Raw genomic sequence first — 22,227 nt, 5'->3', positions numbered from 1 at the left:
AAAGGATTTCCACTACTATCGGGGCTAGGAAATTCGGGGTAAAAAGGCGTTTTTGTTTCCTGCAAGATTTTCAAAACCTTGTAGGTATTAATTATAAGTTTCAGTTTACGTTCTATTTGTCATTCCGAGGAACGAGGAATCTCCGCAAGAAACTCCGCATAGAAATTCGTCAATCTTTGTCTAGCTACTAACGAAGATTTCTCCTTCGTCGAAATGACAAGAATGCACATAGAACAAGAATGGAAATTCGTGTCAATTAGTCTATCATACCTACAAGGTTTTGAAAACCTTGCAGGAGAAAAACTTAGTATCTCAGTATCTTAGAACCTTAGCATCTTAGCGAAGCTGATCCAAAGCCGCATTCAATTCCAAAACATTCACTGTTTCAGGACCAACAACGGCTGTATTAATTTTAGATTCTACTAAAGCTTTTACTTTAGTTTCATCCAGTTTTCTTTCTTTAGCAATACGTTTTACCTGAATCAAAGCGCCTTGCGGAGAAATATTCGGATCTAAACCACTTCCTGAAGCCGTAACCATATCTGATGGAATATCAGATTTTTTCAAGTACGGATGAACCAATAAAAGTGTATCAATTCTTTTTTGAACCAAAGCCAAATAGTCAGCGTTGCTTGGCCCTTTGTTACTTCCGGCACTTCCGGCAGCATTATAATCAACAGCCGAAGGTCTTCCCCAGAAATAATTTGACTTATCGAACTTTTGACCAATTTTTTGATAACCAACCACTTTTCCGTTAACCGAAATAGTTTTTCCTTTTCCTTGATTTGGAGCCAATTGTGCGATTCCGTAAATCGCTAAAGGATAAATAACCGCAAACAAAATCAAAGTAAATACGGTAAGTTTTAATAGTGAAAATAGATTTTTCATTTCTTTTGAGATTCTAAGACTCTAAGATGCTAAGGTTCTAAGTTTTTTCTTAAAAGCTTATAGTTTAAAGTCTATGTTTTTAATTGAGTTTTGTGAACCTGACAGGTTTTAAAAACCTGTCAGGTTTAATTTTTACATAAAGAGAGCAACAATTAGATCAATTACTTTAATTCCGATGAAAGGAACAATCAATCCGCCAAGGCCATAAATCAAAAGATTTCTTTTTAAGATAGCACTTGCTCCAATTGGTCGATAATCAACACCTTTCAGCGCAAGCGGAATCAAAATTGGAATAATAATCGCGTTGAAAATTACCGCTGATAAAATGGCACTTTCAGGGCTGTGCAAATGCATGATGTTTAAACCTTGAAGCGCAGGAATCGCAGTAATAAAAAGAGCAGGAACAATAGCAAAATATTTCGCAACGTCATTTGCAATAGAAAAAGTAGTTAAAGTACCTCGAGTCATTAAAAGCTGTTTTCCAATTTCAACGATTTCAATTAGTTTCGTTGGGTCATTGTCAAGATCGACCATGTTTCCGGCTTCTTTTGCAGCTTGAGTTCCGCTGTTCATGGCAACTCCAACATTGGCTTGGGCAAGGGCAGGAGCATCATTTGTTCCGTCGCCCATCATGGCAACCAGTCTTCCCTCAGCTTGTTCTTTTCTAATGTAATTCATTTTATCCTCAGGCTTAGCTTCGGCAATAAAATCATCAACACCAGCTGCTTCGGCAATAAATTTGGCCGTAAGCGGATTATCACCAGTAACCATTACCGTTTTAATTCCCATTCTGCGCAAGCGCTCAAAACGTTCTTTCATTCCGGTTTTGATAATATCCTGAAGTTCGATAACACCTTGAACTACATTGTCTTTAATAACAACCAATGGAGTTCCTCCGTTAGACGAAATCGTGATAACTTGTTGAGCAGTATCTTCAGGAAAAGAATTTCCTGCCTGTTGCGCAATATTTTTTGCAGCATCCTGAGCACCTTTTCTAATATTAGTTCCGTCTTTTAATACTACTCCAGAAGTTCTGGTTTCGGCAGTAAATTTTATAGTGTGTGAAATGTTATCTGTAAAATGTGAAATGTCTTCCTGCATTTTACCGTTTAAATTGATCGTTTTGCTCAACTCAATAATACTTTTTCCTTCCGGAGTATCATCTGCAAGCGAACTTAATACGGCAGATTTAATAAAATCATCTAAAGAGATTCCTTTTGTTGGATAAAAATTAGTTGCTTTTCTGTTTCCAATGGTGATGGTTCCTGTTTTATCCAAAAGTAAAACATCAATATCCCCAGCAGTTTCAACCGCTTTACCCGATTTTGTAATTACGTTAGCTCGTAAAGCTCTGTCCATTCCCGCAATACCAATCGCAGAAAGCAAACCACCAATTGTAGTTGGAATTAAACAAACAAACAAAGCAATGAAAGCCGCGATCGTGATGGGTGCGTTGGCATAGTCGGCAAACGGTTTTAGCGTAACGCACACAATCACGAAGATTAAAGTAAATGCGGCTAATAAAATGGTTAAGGCAATTTCGTTTGGTGTTTTCTGACGGCTTGCACCTTCAACTAAAGCAATCATTTTATCTAAAAAGCTTTCGCCAGGTTCAGAAGTTACTTTTACTTTAATTTTATCAGATAATACTTTTGTCCCTCCGGTAACCGAAGATTTATCTCCACCAGCTTCCCGAATTACAGGAGCACTTTCTCCAGTGATAGCACTTTCGTCGATTGTAGCCAGACCTTCGATAATTTCACCATCGGCAGCAATTAAATCACCAGCTTCGCAAACGAAAATATCGTCTTTTTTCAATGCCGAAGAACTAATGTTTTTAATTTCTCCGTTTGGCATAATTTGTCTTGCAGGAGTTTCTTCACGTGTTTTTCGTAAACTGTCGGCTTGTGCTTTTCCTCTTGCTTCGGCAATTGCTTCGGCGAAATTGGCAAATAAAAGTGTTGCCAGTAAAATTAAAAATACAATTAAGTTATAAGTAAAACTGCCTTGATCATTTGCACCCATTAATATTGAAATGCAGACAGCAAACATAATGGCTGTTCCTATTTCTACGGTAAACATTACCGGATTTTTGATCATCATTTTTGGGTTCAGCTTGACAAAAGACTGCACTAAGGCTTCTTTTACCTGCTTACTTTCAAACAATGATGTGGATTTATTAGTTGTCATTTTTTATGTTATTTTGTTTAACTGATTTTTTTTTAACACATAGAGACATAGATTTTAACTTTGAGAGAAAGGCGTTTCACTTGCATTAACACACATAGCTATGTGTTAGAAACTGGTTTCTTTTGATCTCCTTTTTTAGATAAAGGAAAACTATGTTTCTATGTGTTTAAATATTTTCAGCATTGAAAAATGAGTTATTATTTTAAAGTAAAGAATTCTGCCAATGGACCTAAAGCCAATGCTGGGAAGAATGATAAAGCAGCGATAATTGCGATTACGGCAAAAGTCATGATTCCGAAAATGGATGTATCCGTTTTTAAAGTTCCTGCACTTTCCGGAATGTATTTTTTACCTGCCAATAAACCAGCAATTGCCAATGGTCCAATGATTGGAATAAAACGGCTTAACAGTAATACAATTCCTGTAGTGATGTTCCAGAACGGATTATTATCTCCCAATCCTTCAAAACCAGAACCGTTATTGGCAGCACTAGAAGTGTATTCGTATAACATTTCTGAGAATCCGTGGTTGCCGGGATTGTTTAACCAGCCTGTCGCGTTTCCGTTAAACCAATAACCCATTGCAGTATCATGCGCAGCAAAATAAGAAGCTAAAGCAGTTCCGGCTAATATTAATAAAGGATGAAGAATGGCGATAAAAGCAGCAATTTTTACTTCCCGCGCTTCGATTTTCTTTCCTAAAAATTCAGGAGTTCGACCAACCATTAATCCAGAGATAAATACAGCCAGAATAATGAAAATATAGTAGTTTAAAATACCCACACCACATCCGCCGTAAAAGGCATTCACCATCATAGATAATAGCTGCATAGTACCAGACATTGGCATTGAACTATCGTGCATACTGTTTACAGAACCTGTAGAAATTACCGTTGTAGCAATACTCCAGAAACCTGACATTGCGGGACCAAACCGAACTTCTTTTCCTTCCATCGCTCCGGTTGTTTGTGCGATACCCATTTTTTCGATAGCAGGATTTCCGTTGATTTCACTCATAACTGTTGGAACAACCAGAAGTAGAAATCCGATCGTCATTACACCAAAAATGATGTTTGATAATTTTCTTTTGTTGAGGTAAAATCCAAGAGCAAAAATCATCGCAAACGGAATGATCATTTGCGCCCAAAGCTCAACTCCATTCGTAAAATAAGTTGGGTTTTCTAACGGATGTGCTGAGTTAGCTCCAAAAAATCCACCACCATTTGTACCAATATGTTTGATAGCAATAAAGGCTGCAGCAGGTCCGCGAGAAACTTCTACGTGATCACCTTGAAGTGTCGTAATAGCATCTTTACCTTCAAAAGTCATTGGAGTACCGCTAAAAACTAGTGCAACAGCTACAATTGCTGAAAGCGGTAATAAAATACGAGTACAGCTTTTGATGAAATAATTATAAAAATTACCCAATTGTTCTGTCGTTCTTTCTTTCATTGCTGTAAAAATCATTGCAGCAGCAGCCATTCCGATACCGGCAGAAACAAATTGAAGGAACATCAAGACGATTTGTGAAAGGTAAGAAACCCCGCTTTCGCCTGAATAATGCTGTAAGTTACAATTGACTAAAAATGAAATAGCAGTATTAAATGCCAGATCAGGCGTCATAGAGGGGTTGTTATCAGGATTAAGAGGTAAAGATCCCTGAAATAATAAGACAAAAAAGCAAAGAAAGAACCAAATCATATTAATACTTAAAAGTGCTTTTAAGTGTTGTTTCCAGTTCATTTCTTCAGTGGAATTGATACCGCTGATTTTAAAGATAAATTTTTCAATTGGATTGAAAATCGGGTCAAAAAGTGTTTTATCTCCCAAATAAACTTTAGCAATGTATTTCCCTAATGGAATCGCTAAAACAATGGTTAAGATGAAAATACCAATGACGCCTAATAATTCTGTGTTCATATATTTAATATTAGATTGTTGATTTTAGATTTTAGACTTTGAGACAATCTTAAATTCTAAAAATTCATTTTTTAAAATTTTTCGGGTTTGATTAATACATAAACCAAATACACGAAAACGGCGATTGAGATTATAAATAATGCGGTCATGATTAGATTTTTTCAAAAAATTCAACAGAGAGAAAACAAATGGCAAACAGGGCAACGGCCAGTCCTAGTAAAAGAAAAGTGATCATGGGATAATTATTTTAGATTTAAGATTGTAGACTTTAGATTTAAGATTTTTTCCATTAAACAATTAAAAAAAAACAGTTAATCGATTCAACATATTTACACGCCCGAAGAATTAACCTGTTTGATATATTCCGTTTTAAGTGTTTGTGGAAAAAGATGTGAAATATTGCAGTGACGCACTTCCATAAAAGAAGAAACCGAAAAAACATACACATTAGAAATGGCATTTTTAGTTTCGATGCTTCCGGTTATAAACAAACGTTCGGCAAGAGCCAGACATTTTTTGGCACGAACGATGTTTCCAGAAATAATAGATTTTTTGGTTATCTCGGCAAAACGTTCTGCTTCTTTGTAGATTGAGGTGACTTGGTTTTTCATTTTGAATGAATTTTTAATGTTCTCCCTCCTTATGCCAAAATATGTTCCGAAAAAATGAAGTTTTAGCTAAAGTGTTGTAAATAAAAGGAATGTGGTTTTGTGCCAAAAATCAGGCATAAAAAAAGCCTATCAAAATGATAAGCTTTTATTGAAATGATAAGGTTGTTTTGATTATTACCAATTCCTGCAAGGTTTTCAAAACCTTGTAGGTATTATATTAAGTGTAAAGTTCGAATTATTTAAAATCTAAACCTACAAGGTTTTGAAAACCTTGCAGGATTACAGCTGTATATTGTACTCTTCTAACTTCCTATACAAAGTTGCAATCCCAATTTCTAATAATCTTGCCGTTTCCGCTTTATTTCCTTTGGTATAATTTAAAACCTTTTGAATATGCAGTTTTTCAACACTCTGCATAGAGAAAGCCGACATTGATTTGGTGCTTTTTTCGGCTTGATGCTGCATTTCGTAAGGCAGAACATCTGAAGTTAAAGTATCGCCATTACTCAAAATAACCGATCTTTCGATAATATTTTTAAGTTCACGGATATTTCCCGGCCAGGAATAGTTTTCTAATTTCTGCAGAAAATCATCTGAGATATGTAATGTTTTTTTATTCGTTTTTTCAGAAAACTGTTTCACGAAATGATTTGTCAATACCGCAATATCTTTTATTCTTTCCCGTAAAGAAGGCAGTTTTATTTCGAAGATATTCAAACGGAAATACAGATCAGAACGGAAACGATGTTCGTCGCTTTCTGTTTTTAAATCTCGATTTGTAGCCGCAATTAATCTGAAATTTGATTTTTTTGGAGTGGTGTCACCAACAGGAATATATTCTGAAGTTTCTAAAACACGTAATAATTTTGCCTGAAGATCAATTGGCATTTCACCAATTTCATCCAGAAATAAAGTTCCGCCATTGGCTTCTTCAATAAAACCTTTTTTATCTTTCAAAGCTCCCGTAAAAGCTCCTTGTTTGTGTCCGAAAAGTTCACTTTCCAGAATTTCTTTACTAAAAGTGCTGCAGTTTAAAGCCACAAAAGATTTACCGACGCGATTACTGTTTTCATGAATGGCCTGTGCAAAAACTTCCTTTCCGGTTCCGGTTTCGCCAGTAAGTAAAACAGTCGAATCGGTTTTGGCTACTTTTTGTGCAAGATCAATAACCTGTTCAATTCCTTTAGATTTTCCGACAATAGTACTAAATGAATATTTATCATTAATACGTTTTTCAAGCTGTTGCACTTTTTTCTGTAAATGCACTTTTTCAACTGCTTTATAAAGAAGCGGAATAATTTTATCATTATCATCGCCTTTTACAATATAATCGAAAGCACCATTTTTCATTGCCTGAACGCCATCCGGAATATTTCCAAAAGCAGTTAAAAGAATAACTTCTATGAGAGGAAAACTTCCTTTTATATTTTGAAGAAAATCAACACCATTTCCGTCAGGGAGTTTTACATCACATAAAACAACATCAATATCCGTTTGTTCGAGTTTCTTAAAACCTGACTTTAAATCTTTGGCTTCAAAAACTTCGAATCCTTCCGATTTTATAATACGCGCCAGCAGACTTCTCAGTTTTTCTTCGTCGTCTATAATTAAAATTTTGTGTGTCATTTGCAGATAAGCTAAAACCAAGTAGGTATTTTGATGTACAAATGTAGGTTTTAAATCATTTTCCTTTTTTGATTCAACGGAAATTCTTGCGAAAATTCGATTTTCAAAATCGTTCCGTTATTATTTTCCATCGTCAATTTTCCATCAAGATCATCCGTTAAACCTTTTATCAAGCTCATTCCGAAAGAGTTTGCTTTTTTATTGTTGAGGTTCAAATCAAAACCAATCCCGTTATCGGAAATAGTTAAAACATATTGATTTTCGGCTATAGTTTCGAGCGTTATATAAATCATTCCGGTTCGATCTTCGGGAAAAGCATATTTAATAGAATTTGTAATTGCTTCATTTAAAATCAATCCCAACGGAACGGCGTGCGCAACATCTAATTCCAGCGGATCGATTTTTACTTCAAAGCGAATTCTCTGTCCAAGCGAAAAAGAATCTCGTAAATATTCGACTAATTCTTTAATATAATTCGGCATATTAATCGTCGAAATATTCTCAGAATTATATAATTTTTGATGAATCAAAGACATTGAATGAATCCTGTGCTGGCTGTTTTTTATCGCCGACAATGCCATATCATTTTCTAAATAAGCCGATTGTGAATTGAGCAGACTAATTACAGTTTGAAGATTGTTTTTTACACGATGGTGGATTTCTTTCAACAGCCATTCTTTCTCATCCAGTAAATGTTTCAGATTGATATTTTTCTGGTTGATTTCTTTTTCCTTGATTTCAAGTTTGGCGTGATTTCGTTGTTTTAAACGATATCGGTTAAACAATAATGCAATTACAACCAGTAACAATACTAAACTCCATATAGAAACACTATTTAAAAGTTTTGATTTTCGCAATTCGCTTTTTTGTAATTTATCCTGATCATTTAAAAGTTTAATTTTTTCTTCCTTATTGGCCGTTTCATATTGAATTTTGAGTTCGTCAATTTGTTTGTTTTTATCTACTCCATGAACTGAATCCATTATTTTTTTATAATCTTTAAAACGTTCTAGCGCACCTTTAAAATCACCATTGATCGAGTCTGTTTTGTACCGTAAAAGTTGTAATGCATGCGAATCGTATTTGTCATTGTTTTTTAAAAGCGCGGCAGCTTTATCAGAATAAAATTTAGCTTCCTGAGGCTTATTTATTTTGATATAAAAAAGAGCTATTATAATATATTCGTGAACAACTTCTCTAAAAGTTTCCGGACCATTTAACTGCTGTGCATAATAAGCGGTTTCTTTAAAGTATTTTTCAGCTTTAACAAAATCCTTTATTTCGTCATAAGAATTGGCTTTAACATACGCAACAGACATTTTATCAAAAGTACTTTTAGGAGGATGTTTTTCTGTCATTGAATTAATATAAACAATCGCTTCTTTAGTTTTTCCTTTTAGAGATAAAGCTGCTACAGCACTATAAAAACTTTTGTACCAAGTGCCGGTATCAATAGTATGCTGGCCTATTTCGATACTTTTTTTGTACAATTCCAAGGCTTCTTCGTGATGGCCATAATGATTATATACATCTCCCAAACGCATATAAAAAATGTCACCAAAAGTATAATCCTTTTCAGCATCCATTCTTTTTACACTTTTTAGGGCATAATATAATGCGTTTGGGATATTGTGCATTGCCATTTCAATATAAGCAATTGTTGTTTCCGCAAATTGCTCATGTGTAAAGCCAATTTTTCGTAAATCAACTAAATTTTGATACAATCTTTTTTTAGCTTCATTTACTTTATTTGTCCAAAAATAGATTGTCGTGATTTTGGTGTAATTCTCTATTCTCTTTTCTTCTAAACCTAAAGAAGCATAAAGCGAAACGGCTTCTTGCAGTATTTTTTCTTTTTCGGGATCAAGATTGAATAAAAGAGTTCCGTAAGCATCTAAAGCTTCGGCAAGACCTAATTTGTCATTTTGTTTTCGGCATTCGTGTATAACCTGCAAAAATATTTTTTTGCCTTCCGGCTGATTATTAGCCTGATAATAATATTTACCTAATAACAATAAACTTTGATGCTGTAATCTTTTTATTTTACTTTGATTACTTGCCAAAACTGCTTTATCAATATAAAGTTTTGCGTTTTTTAAATCCTGCGGTTTTGTTCCCGGTTTAAAAAGATAAAAACTCCCTAATTGAAGTAATAATTTAATTTGGTCTTCACCCTTTGATTTAGCCAAAAGCTTTAGTACAGAAGTGATGTTTCCTTTATCTACGAACTCACTTCCAATTAATTTTGTATCATCACTAAAACCTTCAGTATAACTTAATGAAACAGGCAATTTGTAAGCTTTGCAAGCAACAACTACAGCACTATCAACATCTATTGCACCTTGATTGGCATTAAATAAATAGGTAGAACAGCTTTGTATTAATAATCTCCTTTTAGCAAGATCATATTTAGCTACAGCAGGGGCTATTTGTGCAAATAATGAATTGGTAATTAAGAAAATCAAATAGAAAGTAAGCGGTCGTTTCATAATTTCTTAAAAATTAGTTTTTTGGATTGGTTTTAGTAAACAAATATAGAAATAAAGGAGTGTGGTTTTTTTGAAAAATATCAAGAAAATTCACATTAAATGTGATTTTTTTAATTTAATTTTTCCAAAACACTGAAATTACTGGCGATATTTAACTAATTTTATGCCAGTGAATTATAAAATTATAATATAAATAATACTACATTTATGGGAACCTTGTCTGATAAAAGCACCCAATCTGACGAAACCGACTTTAAAAAAGAAATATTAATTGTTGAAGATCAATTTATTGAAGCACATGATTTGCAGTTAATTCTGGAAAAAGCAAATTATAATGTTATAGGAATTGTGCGTTCTGTCGAACAGGCTTTGGATGTAATTCAGACCCAAAAACCAGATTTGGTATTTTTGGATATTATGCTCAAAGGAGATAAAAACGGAATTTATCTGGCACATATTTTAAAGGAAAAAAATATCGGTTTTATCTTTATTTCGGCAAATTCAAGCAAGAGAATCCTGGATCAGGCCAAAACTACGCAGCCATACGGATTCATTGTAAAACCTTTTAGAGAACAAGATATTCTAACAACGCTAGAAATCGCGTTTTACAGACAAAAATACAGTCTCGAATCGCAGTTAATGCAGCAACTGGAATTGAAAAATGAGATTACAGAATTAATCAATTCAAACCTAAAACTAGAAGAAGCTTTATTGGCTTTTGCTAAAATCATTCAGACTTTTATCTGCTTTGATTATTTAGAAGCTGGATTTGTAAATGCAGAACAATATTCGAACCTCGGAATCATCCGAAAAAATATCGATCAATACCAAATTATAAGCGTACAAAAGTTTTCTCAAATTGCCGATATATCCATAAAAGAGTTAAACGAAACCTACGTAAAATCTCAAATAGACATAAAACCAATTATTTACAGTGAAGAATCACTGATTAATAATTTTCAGGCCGCGCCGATAAAAGGAATTATTTCGCATAATTTCGGAATCAAATCATATTTGGTTTTTCCGCTTTCAATTGCAGTTTCGCAGCGTTTTTGTTTTACGTTTTACAGCCGTAATTTTAATGTTTATTCCGATGAAAATCTGAAACTGTTATCCAATCTTGAAAATACATTTTCACAATTTATTTCCCGTTTTTATTCGCCTGCAGCAACAATTTTAGAAACAAAAGAAATTCCGCAGAAAAAAGAAAAAACCGAAAATACAAAATCTGGTTTTGAAGGAATAATTGGCAACAGTTCACAAATGATAACGGTTTTTAATTACATTAAAAAAGTAGCACCATCAGATACTTCCGTTTTAATTTTAGGAGAAAGCGGTACCGGAAAAGAAAAAATAGCCAAAAGCATTCACGATTTATCGCCAAGAAAAGACAAACCATTAATTATTATAAACTGTGGTGCCATTCCTGAAAACCTTGCCGAATCTCTTTTATTCGGACATGAAAAAGGGGCTTTTACAGGAGCTTTAGAAAAACGAATAGGAAAATTTGAATTGGCAAACGGCGGAACAATTTTTCTGGATGAAATAGGAGAGATGCCATTAGAACTTCAGGTAAAATTATTGCGTGTTTTACAAGAACGTGAAATAGAACGTGTTGGCGGACTTATGCCTATAAAAATCGATGTTCGCATAATTGCAGCAACGAATAAAAACCTTGAAGAAGAAGTCGCTGCCGGACGTTTTAGAATGGATTTGTATTACCGACTTCATGTTTTCCCAATTCTAGTTCCGTCATTAAAAAAACGAAAAGAAGATATTCCCGAATTAGCAGATCATTTTATAAAAATATACAGCGAAAGAATGAATCGAAAAGTGCCAATGCTTTCTGATAATGCCTTACAGCAAATAACAAATTACGATTGGCCGGGAAATATTAGAGAACTCGAGCATCTCATCCAGCGTACATTATTGCTCACAGAAGGAAATACAATTAAAGCAATTGAATTTTCACCTTCATCAAAAATGCACACACAGCAAAATACCGATTCTTTTTCGATTAAAACCATTTTAGAAAATGAACGGGATTACATTTTATATATCCTTAAAAAATGTAACGGAAAGATTTCCGGCGCGGGTGGTGCAGCCGAAATTTTAGATATTCATCCTTCAACCTTAAATTCAAAAATCAAGAAATTAGAAATTAAGAGAGAAATAAGTTAGCTGGTTCCTCTATATAAAATATAATTAAACACATAGTCCCGATAGCTATCGGGATTCTTTATCTATAAAAAGAAAATTAAAAGAAACTAGTTTCTCACACATAGCCTATGTTTGTTAATGCAAGTGAAATGCCTTTTTCAAACCAGTAAAACCTATATTTCTATATGTTTAAATTAATTAAGTTAAGTAACCTTTTCAATCCATCTTGTAACACTTTCTGCAACTTCCTGCCATTCGGGATGAAGTATGACAAAATGATTTTTGTTTTTGAAGTCTTTATAACAAGTTATTGAATGTAGATTTCTATGTTTTCTAAAATTCCAATGAACCAATTTTGGTGAAATAATTTGGTCTTCAGAACAAGAAATAAAAAAGAGCGGAACATGTTTTTTTCTGAAATTGATTTTAGCATTTTTTGAAAATAAATTCCACAAAGCTTTTTTAGATTCAGGAATAATGAATTTGTCATATTCTGCTTTTTGTTCTTCAATTGATGCAATATTGAAGAATATATTTTTCCAGTTTTCGAATGATAAAATGAAAGTTTTTTTAGAAGAAAAAATGTCGCACGAAAAACCCAAAATAATTTTATAAAAGGAAATTTTTAAAGATGTAAAGCCTTTGGGCGGAAAGGAATTGATACAAATTCCAGCTTCCGCTAAATTTTTCTGAACCAGCAATTGTACTAAAAGTCCGCCATAAGAATGTCCAACTAAAATAGGTTTCTCCGGAAGTTTTTCAATAATTTCGGTATAATAGCACAAAAGATCAAACAAACTGATCGATCCAATTTTTACACACGGATTTTGTTTCCTTAAATTTTCAGCCGAATCATTTTTATGAAGCCAGGGCGGAGCTACAACTTTGTATCCTTTATTTTCAAAAAAAGTAATCCATTCTTCCCAATAAAAATGGCTCACAAAAGCTCCCGAAATAAACACAATTGTTTTTGTATTAGATAGATACATAGCAGGATTTTTTAGTTGTATTTTAAAATACAATCTGCATGCCCTTTTGTGAAGTATTGATTATAAAGGATTTCCTGTGATATTGAATTAGGGAGAACTATTATATTTCGTTAAATATGTTTAATGTGTTGAAATATCAACTTTTAGTTCGATAAAATTTAGACGCTGATTTTACGGATTCACTTCGTGAAAACGCGGATAAAACGGATTTTTTATTTCTGGTTTATTATTTTAAAAATCAAATCTGTGTCAATCAGCGTTTTCACGAAGTGAATCCGTTTTTATCCGCGTTCAATTATTACACTCAACAATTATCAATTTATTTTAAAGTATATGTATCTTTAGAATCTCTAATTCTAACTTTAAAATGAAAATACCACATTCCCGAATAAAATCCTTTTTATTCACTTTCGTTCTCTTAATTAATTCAGCATTTGTTTGTTTTGGAAATGATTATACTCAAACAGATTCCTCAAAAACTAAAACCATTTCCTTTAAAATCAAATTAAAATCAAACAACAAAGTCACAATAAAACCAGCTCCACTAAAATTCAACAAACATTTCGCCTACAGTTTTACACTTGATGATGGCTATCGATCTGCTTATTTAACGGCTTTTCCATTATTGAATGGAGGAAAAATCAGCAGCCCAGATAAAAACGAATGGAAAATCGATCAGGGCGGAGACGGAACAATTTCAAAAGGTCTTTTTTATTCAGACGGATTCGGGAATAAAATTCCGTTTAAATTGGCTTTGGCAGTAAATGGTGGGGCAATTCGTGATTTACCGGCAAATCGCGGACATCTTTCGTGGTCGGAAATTAAAGAAATGTACAATGCTGGTTGGGACATTTTGAATCACGGTTTTCACCACGCAACAAAACACGGCACAAATTATTTGACAGAAGTAACCGAAAACACCACTTCAATAAAGCAGAATCTTGATTTTACTATGTCTCATTTTGTGGTTCCGGGCGGAGAAGGTGATGAGAAATATTATTTGGAATATGAAAAAGAGGCACTTAATAACGGACATTTTTCTGTAGCATCTTATTATGGTGTTGGACCCGTTTTTAATGCCGATTCAAAAGTAAATCTAGATAAAATGATTACGGCCAGAACTTTTGTGCAGAGTTCAAAAGATACAACCAGTTTCAAAACAATGGATCGTTATTTAAAAACCATAGATTCAATTGTAAAACAACCTAATACAGTTTGGTTTAACGAATTTACACATGGAACTGGAAATACAAATTTGTGGAATTTAAGCATGCGTTTCCCTGATTTTAAATACTATATGACAACGCTTGCCAATAAATACGGTGCAAAAGGAAACGATTCCATCTGGATGGCGCCGTGGCAGGAAGTTTACGAATACATTTGGTTAAGAGACAGAATTAAAGTCGATTACAAACAAAATAATAAAGAAATTGAAGTTAAAATTGAACTGCCTGAAATTCCAGAAACTTTTAGAAATAAAGATATTTCTTTAGCAATCGATACTTCTTCAAAATTTGAAATCGAATCAAATAAAGATTTAAAAATTAAAGACGATGGAAAAACAACTCACAAGCAGATTTTAATTCAGCTGAAGTAAAAGTTTTTTGCCACAGATTAAAAGGATTATTTGGATTATTTACTTTGAGGATAAACTTTAGCGTAAGCAAAAAATCATTTTAATCCTTTTAATCTGTGGCAAAAAAATAATTAGTGAAAATTCGTGGAATTCGTGGCAAAAAAACTAATCAATTTCCTTCTCGTTGTCCTTTATAAAAGTATCAATGTTCATTAAATACGGATCAATAACAATACGTTGAGGTTTTGTTTTGAGTTTAATTTTTCCTTCAATTTTATTGTTTTTTATGGCAAAAGGATAACGAAATAATTTCCCGTTTTCATCATAAATCCCAATATCTATTGAAGCATCGTTTGGAATTTGTTTTCGTTCTCCGGTTGCATTTTCTCTGAATTTTTCAGAATCAGCTTTAAAAGAAACTTCATAAAAACCATTCTTTTTACTACTTGAAAAAGATTCTATTTTTGACGAATACGTGATAATCTGCTTAAACATTTCATCTAATTTAGAATGTAGTTTTTTATCCGTTACCGCATAAATTTCATTTAATAAATCCTCAGAATCAGGAAACGGGTTTGGATATTTATAATGATTAAGAAAATTTTTCAAAGCCAGATTTACCTTTTCTTCACCAATTAAAACCCGAAGCTGATGCATTACGAGCATTCCTTTATCATAAGGTAAATGCGGCGTATCGTAATTTGTTTTATACAAAGGCGTTTCAGGATCATAACTTCGGCTGCTCAAATATAAATCGAGATGAATTTTTAAAGTTTCGAGCGCTTTTTCCAAACCATGTTCTTTTTCATAAAGCATGAGTTCCGTGTATTGCGCCAGAGTTTCGGTCAAAATCCAGCTTCCTTCTTTTTGTTCCGGATTGATCTGCGAATTTCCCCACCATTCATGCGACAATTCATGAGCCGTTAATTGATTAATTACATCTTCCTTATCCTTATTGTTGAGGTTGCTGTAAAAACCAAAATTCTCTTTCATAAAAACCGTCGACGGATAAGAAGTCGCCGCAAATCCATCGGCGAAAGCAGCAACTTCGGCATAACGAATTGTTTTGTATGGATATTTACCAAAGTTATTTTGGCAGTAATCTAAAGTGTTTTTTACATCCTGAATTAGTTTTTTAATGTTTCTCGAATGTCTTTTATCATAAAAAACTTCAATCGAAATAGCTTTATAATTCGTTTTTTGGATTTCATATTCGGCAGAAGAAAAAGCAAATCGAAACGGAATCTTACCGTTAGATTTATAATGAAAATAATTACGGTTGTCTTTTTGCCAATTCCCAATTAAATCTCCAACACCAATCGCCGTTTGATTTTTAGAAGTTGAAACCACTGCATCATAATCAATAAAATCATATTTAATTTCCGATTTGTCTTCTAGTTTTTCAAGAGGCATCTGTGGTTTCAAATGTCTTTTTGCGCGCTCTTTTTTACTGCTGATTTCATTCGATTCCTGATAACCAAAAAGCGGAAAGTAACGGCTTATTCGCATAAAAGAACCATTTTCTATTATAGAATTAAAGGCAGTATGTCCTTTAAATGGTGACCACGACGACTCAAAAGAAAAATTCATTTTCATTTTCTGTTGAGGTAACAAAGGTTTTTCCAATCGATACCAATAATGATGAAATGCCGAAACATCATCCAGATTTTTCGAATTCGGAATTTCAACAGAAGTAAGTTTAGAATTTCGATCTATATATAGGAGTAAACTATCAATAGTTTTTTCAGAATTATTGATCAATTCATAAGTGCCTTTTACTTCATAACGATTTTCCTCAGGAAATAAATCAACTTTACTTTCTACAGAAACAATCGTGGGCTGCGCAAGATTTGTATATTTTTTGAATTGCTTTTCATATTGCTCGCTCCAATTATTCTGATCTTCTTCGGTTAAATACGGATATTCGATATTCGTTTTATAAAAAAGATAACTTCCAAAACCAATAAAAAGGATAATTCCCAATGCAAAAGTTACTTTCTGAATATCATTAAATGAATTTCTTCGGAAGGTTTTTACAATTGAAGCGTTTCTTTTCCACAAAATTCCAGTCAAAGTAAGAAGCAGTAAAGCCAATCCGAAATTGTATAACACCAAAATATGAAACGGAAAAGTATATTTTCCGAAACCATTTAGATCAAAATATTCTCTTTTAAAAGCATTTCCAAATCGTAGTAAAGGATGCGAAATTCCCAATTGTTCTCCAATTCCCGTACAAAACAAAATGCAGACAAAAGCAGCAACCGAAAGTCCGATATATTTATTTTTAATAAAAGTCTGAATCGCAATTACCAAAATCGAGATCAACAACAACGGAAATCCCAGATAATAAAACAAAGAAAGATAAAGACCAATTTCGATTGGAGCATTGGCATTCACAATCTGAAAGACGCATCCAATCAATATACTAATGCTAATAATGAGTAACGGAATGATAAAAAGTGCTGTCAATTTGGATAGTAAAACTACAAATTGAGAATAAGGTGCGGTATTTTCCAGCATTTCAAATCTTGAATTTTCGCTTCGGTTTAATAATTCATTGCTGTAAAAAAGTAAAATCAAGATCAGAATAAACGGCAGACGATCCATTATGGTGGAAATCATCAAAGCCGTATCGGTAATTTTTTCGGCTAATCGGATTCCACCGTCAATTTCATCCGAAATTTCGATTATCAATAATCCCGAAAACAAAAGAACAATCACTAAAAACGGAATTCCTTTTAGAACTAAAAAAATATCCAGTTTTATATTGCTTTTAAAAACAACAAAATTATGCCTGAAAGTTTTGAACTCGATGTTTTTTGGAATTTCCGAAGAAAGGATTTTTACTTCTTTTGAAACAATTTTAAGAGTTTTTATCTTTTTGGTTTTCGTTTTTCGGAAGGAAAACAATCGATACGAAACAAAAAGTAAAAGCAGAGAAACTGAAATCCACAACAATCGGTTAAATAAAAAGTTCCCCGAAAGAGAAAACAATTCGGTATTTTTTTCAATTGAAGTCCAATATCTTGTTTGTTCTAAAAAAGCAGCCAAACCAAACGGATCTATTTTAGCTGCCAAAGACATGGCTTTCGCCGAAGACGGAGAAGCATTTGCAAAGATGGGCGAATTAGAAAAAATCGAACCCGCGATATATAAGATATAAATTAATAAACCGCCAACATAAATAAAAAGTTTACTTCGCGTAAGCCAGGCCAAAGCCGTCAATATAGAAAGACAAAGAAAAATATTCGGAATCACAATTACAAAATACGGCCAGAGATAATTTATAATTTCAAAAGGACCAATCTCGCTTTTAGAAAGCCACGACATTTGATGTCCAACGATCATTCCAAGGATAAACTTTCCAAAAGAAACTACGGCGATTATAAATGCCGTAATAAATTTTGGAGCCAAATAATAAAACTTAGAAATAGGAGAAGAGAAAATTATCGAATCGAATTTCGTTTCATATTCCTTTAAAAAACTCTGCGCAACCTGAAGTGTAATCGAAAATATCGTCATTAACGAAATCAGGCCAATCGCATACGTAAGCACATACGGACTATTTTTGTAAGCTCCCGAAAAAGAGAAATTGGCAAAAGCGCTCACAAAAAATCCTAAAACCAAATAAATGATAAACGTGGCATAAAAAGTCCAGCTTCTGGTATTGTTATGCCATTCAAATTGAATTAATTTAGAAAGCATAACACTAATTGTTAAGTTGATTTTGAGCTAAAACACTAAAATAAACATCGCTTAAATCTGGCGATATCAATTCGAAACCAGAATCTGGGCGTTTATCCGAGAAAACATGAATATTGATTTTCCCTGAATTTAAGTTGGACGAAATGATATTAAAGTTCGATTGATGTTCTTTCAGTTCTGTTTTATCAATCGCCTTCATCCAGATTTTATCTTTCAATGAATCGATTGCTTCATTTGGTTTTCCTTCCAAAATCAATTTTCCATTCGATATAATCGCCATTTTGGGACATAAATCGCGAACGTCTTCTACAATATGAGTCGATAAAACCACGATAATGCTTTCGCCAATTTCACTCAACAAATTATTAAATCGGTTTCTTTCCTCCGGATCAAGTCCCGCAGTAGGTTCATCTACAATAATTATCTTCGGATTTCCAAGTAAAGCCTGAGCAATTCCAAAGCGCTGACGCATGCCACCAGAAAAAGAATGAACAGCTTTGTCTTTGTGTTGCAATAAATTCGTCTGCTGTAATAAAAACAAAATTTGATCGTGTCGTTCCTTTTTATCGACAATTCCTTTTAAAACTGCCAGATGATCGAGCAGGCGATAAGCAGAAATTTTAGGATAAACGCCAAATTCCTGTGGCAGATAACCTAAATTTTGCCTGATAAACATTGGATTTTCCAGAATATTAATTCCGTTAAATTCAATACTTCCCGAAGTGGGTTCCTGCAAAGCGGTAATAGTTCGCATTAAAGTCGATTTTCCGGCGCCGTTTGGACCTAGTAAACCAAACATTCCGTTTGTAATTTCAAGCGATAAATCGTCAATCACTTTTGTGCCGTTCTCATACGTTTTGCTGAGATTTTTAATTGATAAACTGTTCATTTTTTGATTGATTTTGATGATTGAATTAACTATGATTTGAAAAATTTAGGCAATAGAATACCTATCGGTTTCAAAAACCGATTTATTAAGAGTGAAATAAGATTTAAAAGAAAGCTATTCTGCCACGTATTCTAAAATATCGCCAGGCTGACAATCCAATATTTTACAAATAGCTTCGAGAGTATCAAACCGAATTCCTTTTGCTTTTCCAGTTTTTAGAATCGATAAATTGGCAGGCGTAATATCTAGTTTTTCTGCCAACTCTTTACTCTGCATCTTACGTTTAGCAAGCATTACATCAACATTTACAATTATTGGCATAGTTATATAAATAAGTCTTGTTCGTTCTGAAGGTTTAAACCTTGTTTAAAAATGGCCGCTAAAAAGTAAGCAAAAACACCAAGCATTCCGTGCAATAGAATAAAAAGCGAGACTTCATTATCCAGCGGAACAAAAAAGAAAGCCACAAATATTACAATGCCCGGAATTAATAAATTGGATAAATAGAAACGCCTTAAATGAGAAATTCCATTTACAGTAAATAATTTAGGTTGAAAAAACACTTTAAAAACATTACTGCTCAATAAAAAGAAAAGGCCGTACAAACTGAGTGGAGCTAAAAAGTCAAAAAGAATATAGGGCAGATTATAATCGCCAAGCATTACAGGATGAGAAGTAAAAGGATAACAAACCTGAAAATACTTTCCGTTGTCTTTAAATGTCAGAAACAATCCCGTAATTAATGTAAAAACAGAATATCCGGCCAAAAAGAAATAAACCACAGACAAAAATCGGGTAAAGTAAAATAATATTCTGGATACAATATGAGTTGTCTTCATATATAGAAAAGTTAGATTGATATTGCAAATGTATAATTAATTATCGTAAAACAATAATTAATTATTAAAAATTATATTTTTGAAGCGTTTCAGAAATATTATAAATCTATTAACATTAGAAAACAAAAGGCATCCGTATAAATGAGTTAATTTTGTAGACTAGCATTTTTTTATATGAAAAACCCAATTTCAGTCTCATTATTAGACCTCGCTATCATCACTCAGGATAGCAATGCCACAGAAACATTTCAAAAAACAAAAGACATAGCGCAATTAGCAGATACTTTAGGATACAAGCGGTTTTGGCTTGCAGAACATCACAATATGGCACACGTTGCAAGTACAGCAACAGTTGTTTTAATTGGTTATGTAGCAAGTCAGACTAAAAATATCCGTGTAGGTTCTGGCGGTATTATGTTGCCGAATCATTCTCCTTTAGTAGTTGCCGAACAATTTGGAACCCTGGAAACTCTTTACCCAAACCGAATCGATTTAGGTTTAGGAAGAGCACCGGGAACAGATCAGCCAACCGCCGAAGCAATTCGAAAAGACTTTTTTGAGCAGGCACAGCGTTTTCCGCAAAACGTAAGCAAACTCCAAGAGTATTTTTCAAGCGAAAATGAAACAGGAAAAGTACGCGCATTCCCAGCTGAAGGACTAAAAGTTCCTATCTGGATTCTAGGTTCAAGTATGGATAGCGCGGCATTGGCAGCAGCTTACGGATTGCCTTATGCTTTTGCCGGACACTTTGCACCAAAGTTAATGATTCAGGCATTTGAATTTTATAGAGAAAATTTCCAGCCTTCAGAATATTTAGATAAACCCAAAACAATGGCGTGTCTGAATATAATCGCAGCAGATACCAATGAAGAAGCAGAATTATTGTCTACAAGTTTGTATCAAATGTTTCTAAACCTAATTAGAAATGACCGCAAAGGTTTACAGCCGCCAGTTCCGTCATTAGATGATATTATGAATGAAGCAGAACGTTTCCATGTCAATCAAATGACAGCCGGAACTTTCACAGGAAACAAAGAACAATTAATAGCCGATTTGAAAAAGTTCATGAACTACGCAAGAATCGACGAACTAATGGTAACAAGTCCAATCTTCGATCATCAGGCAAAACTAAAAAGTATTAAAATCACAAAAGAAGTAATAGATAGCCTAAACGAAAGCATACATATATAAGTATACTTATATATAAGAGTAAATTTCATTCCCACAACCCGACAGATTTAAAAAACCTGTCGGGTTTGTTGTTTATATATATAAGTACAAAATTATAACTACGTCCCAATTTTCCGTAGAGACGCACAGCAGTGCGTCTAAGTCACGTATAAAAAAAATCTAATTAACCCATACCTAGTATATAGAAGGTGTCCGGCTGAGCGAAGTCGAAGCCCTTTTGAGTTTGGAATTTGGAATTTAAAAAAATGGGATTTACTTTTTTTAAGGAGCTTAATCCCGCTATCCGTTCCAATCTTTTATTTTGAACCCCAAAATAAAAGGATTTCCACTTCTATCGGGGCTAGGGCATAAGTTCCCAGAATAAAATTTCCGAAGCAAAAGACATTTCCATAAGAAAAAACGAAGAAAAAATAGAAACTTAGCGGCTTTGCGCCTCTGCGAGATTAAAAAAACACAGAAAAAACCAGACTTCGGGCCTTAGTGCCTTCGCGGCAGAATCAGGCACAGCGAAGCCAAACAGCCAAAATTCCCAATAAAGATAAAACTACGAAAAAAACTTTTCCTTGTAAAAAGCAAGATACCAGTGACTTATAAAAAAGATGGAAAAAATATAAAAAAAAGGCTTGTAAATGTAAATAAAGGTTCTACTTTTGCACCCGCAACAACGAAAGACGTTCACTGAAAGACTGGCAGGAAAAGAAATCAAAACTGAAAAATTTTTCAGAAAAAAGATTAGAAAAAGCTTGTGAGATTTGAAAAATGCTTTTACATTTGCACCCCGCAAAACACGGAAGTTCATTGAGAGACTGGAAGAAAAATTAAGAAAATTGAAACGAAAAAAAAAGTTTCAAAAAATTTTAAATTTTTCTTGCGAGAAACAAAAAGAAGTTTTAGTTTTGCACCCGCTTTGAAACACAAGCGAAGATAAAAAGAAATACACGTTCGTAGACATATTGAATTGACAGCCGTTCCGATGCAAATCGGAACAAAAGAATAAGAGTAATAGAATCGAGAGATTTGAAAAGAACCACTAGATAAAGCATCGAATAATAATATTTAAAATATACGATGAAGAGTTTGATCCTGGCTCAGGATGAACGCTAGCGGCAGGCTTAACACATGCAAGTCGAGGGGTATATTTCTTCGGAGATAGAG

15 protein-coding genes and 1 rRNA gene are annotated in these 22,227 nt (G+C 33.6%); 4 read left to right on the top strand and 12 right to left on the bottom strand.

What is annotated here, in order from left to right:
- Nucleotides 1–336: 336 nt before the first annotated feature.
- The 7 genes from FLAPXU55_RS11250 to FLAPXU55_RS11220 form a co-directional block, all read right to left on the bottom strand.
- Nucleotides 337–888, bottom strand: coding sequence for a K(+)-transporting ATPase subunit C (locus FLAPXU55_RS11250; protein ID WP_180857729.1), 552 nt, complete (start codon nucleotides 886–888; stop codon nucleotides 337–339).
- A 132-nt stretch (nucleotides 889–1,020) separates the two neighbouring features.
- Nucleotides 1,021–3,078 (bottom strand): potassium-transporting ATPase subunit KdpB, encoded by a 2,058-nt coding sequence (gene kdpB, locus FLAPXU55_RS11245; RefSeq protein ID WP_180857728.1) that lies wholly within the window; start codon nucleotides 3,076–3,078, stop codon nucleotides 1,021–1,023.
- 197 nt (nucleotides 3,079–3,275) lie between these two features.
- Nucleotides 3,276–4,997, bottom strand: coding sequence for a potassium-transporting ATPase subunit KdpA (gene kdpA, locus FLAPXU55_RS11240; RefSeq protein WP_180857727.1), 1,722 nt, complete (start codon nucleotides 4,995–4,997; stop codon nucleotides 3,276–3,278).
- 71 nt (nucleotides 4,998–5,068) lie between these two features.
- Entirely contained in the window at nucleotides 5,069–5,146 is a 78-nt protein-coding gene (kdpF, locus tag FLAPXU55_RS11235; RefSeq protein WP_081909388.1) for a K(+)-transporting ATPase subunit F, read from the bottom strand.
- A gap of 180 nt (nucleotides 5,147–5,326) precedes the next feature.
- Nucleotides 5,327–5,608 (bottom strand): DUF7674 family protein, encoded by a 282-nt coding sequence (locus tag FLAPXU55_RS11230; protein ID WP_180857726.1) that lies wholly within the window; start codon nucleotides 5,606–5,608, stop codon nucleotides 5,327–5,329.
- 279 nt (nucleotides 5,609–5,887) lie between these two features.
- On the bottom strand, nucleotides 5,888–7,234 hold the full coding sequence (locus FLAPXU55_RS11225) for a sigma-54-dependent transcriptional regulator (protein ID WP_180857725.1): 1,347 nt from the start codon (nucleotides 7,232–7,234) through the stop codon (nucleotides 5,888–5,890).
- Between the two features lie 50 nt (nucleotides 7,235–7,284).
- Entirely contained in the window at nucleotides 7,285–9,723 is a 2,439-nt protein-coding gene (locus tag FLAPXU55_RS11220; RefSeq protein WP_180857724.1) for a sensor histidine kinase, read from the bottom strand.
- Between the two features lie 207 nt (nucleotides 9,724–9,930).
- Here FLAPXU55_RS11220 and FLAPXU55_RS11215 point away from each other — a divergent pair, with 207 nt between their 5' ends.
- Entirely contained in the window at nucleotides 9,931–11,904 is a 1,974-nt protein-coding gene (locus FLAPXU55_RS11215; RefSeq protein ID WP_180857723.1) for a sigma 54-interacting response regulator, read from the top strand.
- A gap of 182 nt (nucleotides 11,905–12,086) precedes the next feature.
- Here FLAPXU55_RS11215 and FLAPXU55_RS11210 read toward each other — a convergent pair whose 3' ends face one another.
- A complete protein-coding gene (locus FLAPXU55_RS11210) occupies nucleotides 12,087–12,872 on the bottom strand; it encodes an alpha/beta fold hydrolase (protein ID WP_235992028.1) in 786 nt (261 codons plus the stop codon).
- Nucleotides 12,873–13,239: 367 nt separating this feature from the next.
- Between FLAPXU55_RS11210 and FLAPXU55_RS11205 the strand changes: the two genes are divergently transcribed.
- Entirely contained in the window at nucleotides 13,240–14,469 is a 1,230-nt protein-coding gene (locus FLAPXU55_RS11205) for a polysaccharide deacetylase family protein (protein ID WP_180857722.1), read from the top strand.
- Nucleotides 14,470–14,613: 144 nt separating this feature from the next.
- Here FLAPXU55_RS11205 and FLAPXU55_RS11200 read toward each other — a convergent pair whose 3' ends face one another.
- The 4 genes from FLAPXU55_RS11200 to FLAPXU55_RS11185 all read right to left on the bottom strand — a co-directional run bounded on the left by FLAPXU55_RS11200 (nucleotide 14,614) and on the right by FLAPXU55_RS11185 (nucleotide 19,881).
- A complete protein-coding gene (locus FLAPXU55_RS11200; RefSeq protein ID WP_180857721.1) occupies nucleotides 14,614–18,153 on the bottom strand; it encodes an ABC transporter permease/M1 family aminopeptidase in 3,540 nt (1,179 codons plus the stop codon).
- Between the two features lie 4 nt (nucleotides 18,154–18,157).
- A complete protein-coding gene (locus tag FLAPXU55_RS11195) occupies nucleotides 18,158–19,042 on the bottom strand; it encodes an ABC transporter ATP-binding protein (protein WP_180857720.1) in 885 nt (294 codons plus the stop codon).
- 114 nt (nucleotides 19,043–19,156) lie between these two features.
- Complete coding sequence (locus tag FLAPXU55_RS11190) at nucleotides 19,157–19,363, bottom strand: helix-turn-helix domain-containing protein (protein ID WP_012024053.1); 207 nt, start codon at nucleotides 19,361–19,363, stop codon at nucleotides 19,157–19,159.
- Between the two features lie 2 nt (nucleotides 19,364–19,365).
- Nucleotides 19,366–19,881 carry a DUF2975 domain-containing protein gene (locus FLAPXU55_RS11185; RefSeq protein ID WP_180857719.1) on the bottom strand — a complete coding sequence of 172 codons (516 nt, stop codon included), beginning with the start codon at nucleotides 19,879–19,881 and terminating at the stop codon, nucleotides 19,366–19,368.
- Nucleotides 19,882–20,055: 174 nt separating this feature from the next.
- Here FLAPXU55_RS11185 and FLAPXU55_RS11180 point away from each other — a divergent pair, with 174 nt between their 5' ends.
- A complete protein-coding gene (locus tag FLAPXU55_RS11180; protein WP_180857718.1) occupies nucleotides 20,056–21,072 on the top strand; it encodes an LLM class flavin-dependent oxidoreductase in 1,017 nt (338 codons plus the stop codon).
- 1,065 nt (nucleotides 21,073–22,137) lie between these two features.
- Nucleotides 22,138–22,227: ribosomal RNA gene (locus FLAPXU55_RS11175) — 16S ribosomal RNA — on the top strand; the annotation flags it as partial.

Source organism: Flavobacterium panici (assembly GCF_903819335.1).
GTDB lineage: Bacteria > Bacteroidota > Bacteroidia > Flavobacteriales > Flavobacteriaceae > Flavobacterium > Flavobacterium panici.
This window is presented reverse-complemented; position numbering and strand designations above follow the sequence as displayed.

What these genes read in the sequence shown, in the direction of transcription:
- FLAPXU55_RS11250 (WP_180857729.1), bottom strand. Translation starts at nt 888, where the DNA reads ATGAAAAATCTATTTTCACTATTAAAACTTACCGTATTTACTTTGATT.
- FLAPXU55_RS11210 (WP_235992028.1), bottom strand. Translation starts at nt 12,872, where the DNA reads ATGTATCTATCTAATACAAAAACAATTGTGTTTATTTCGGGAGCTTTT.
- FLAPXU55_RS11215 (WP_180857723.1), top strand. Translation starts at nt 9,931, where the DNA reads ATGGGAACCTTGTCTGATAAAAGCACCCAATCTGACGAAACCGACTTT.
- kdpB (WP_180857728.1), bottom strand. Translation starts at nt 3,078, where the DNA reads ATGACAACTAATAAATCCACATCATTGTTTGAAAGTAAGCAGGTAAAA.
- FLAPXU55_RS11180 (WP_180857718.1), top strand. Translation starts at nt 20,056, where the DNA reads ATGAAAAACCCAATTTCAGTCTCATTATTAGACCTCGCTATCATCACT.
- FLAPXU55_RS11230 (WP_180857726.1), bottom strand. Translation starts at nt 5,608, where the DNA reads ATGAAAAACCAAGTCACCTCAATCTACAAAGAAGCAGAACGTTTTGCC.
- FLAPXU55_RS11185 (WP_180857719.1), bottom strand. Translation starts at nt 19,881, where the DNA reads ATGAAGACAACTCATATTGTATCCAGAATATTATTTTACTTTACCCGA.
- kdpA (WP_180857727.1), bottom strand. Translation starts at nt 4,997, where the DNA reads ATGAACACAGAATTATTAGGCGTCATTGGTATTTTCATCTTAACCATT.
- kdpF (WP_081909388.1), bottom strand. Translation starts at nt 5,146, where the DNA reads ATGACCGCATTATTTATAATCTCAATCGCCGTTTTCGTGTATTTGGTT.
- FLAPXU55_RS11200 (WP_180857721.1), bottom strand. Translation starts at nt 18,153, where the DNA reads ATGCTTTCTAAATTAATTCAATTTGAATGGCATAACAATACCAGAAGC.
- FLAPXU55_RS11205 (WP_180857722.1), top strand. Translation starts at nt 13,240, where the DNA reads ATGAAAATACCACATTCCCGAATAAAATCCTTTTTATTCACTTTCGTT.
- FLAPXU55_RS11190 (WP_012024053.1), bottom strand. Translation starts at nt 19,363, where the DNA reads ATGCCAATAATTGTAAATGTTGATGTAATGCTTGCTAAACGTAAGATG.
- FLAPXU55_RS11225 (WP_180857725.1), bottom strand. Translation starts at nt 7,234, where the DNA reads ATGACACACAAAATTTTAATTATAGACGACGAAGAAAAACTGAGAAGT.
- FLAPXU55_RS11195 (WP_180857720.1), bottom strand. Translation starts at nt 19,042, where the DNA reads ATGAACAGTTTATCAATTAAAAATCTCAGCAAAACGTATGAGAACGGC.
- FLAPXU55_RS11220 (WP_180857724.1), bottom strand. Translation starts at nt 9,723, where the DNA reads ATGAAACGACCGCTTACTTTCTATTTGATTTTCTTAATTACCAATTCA.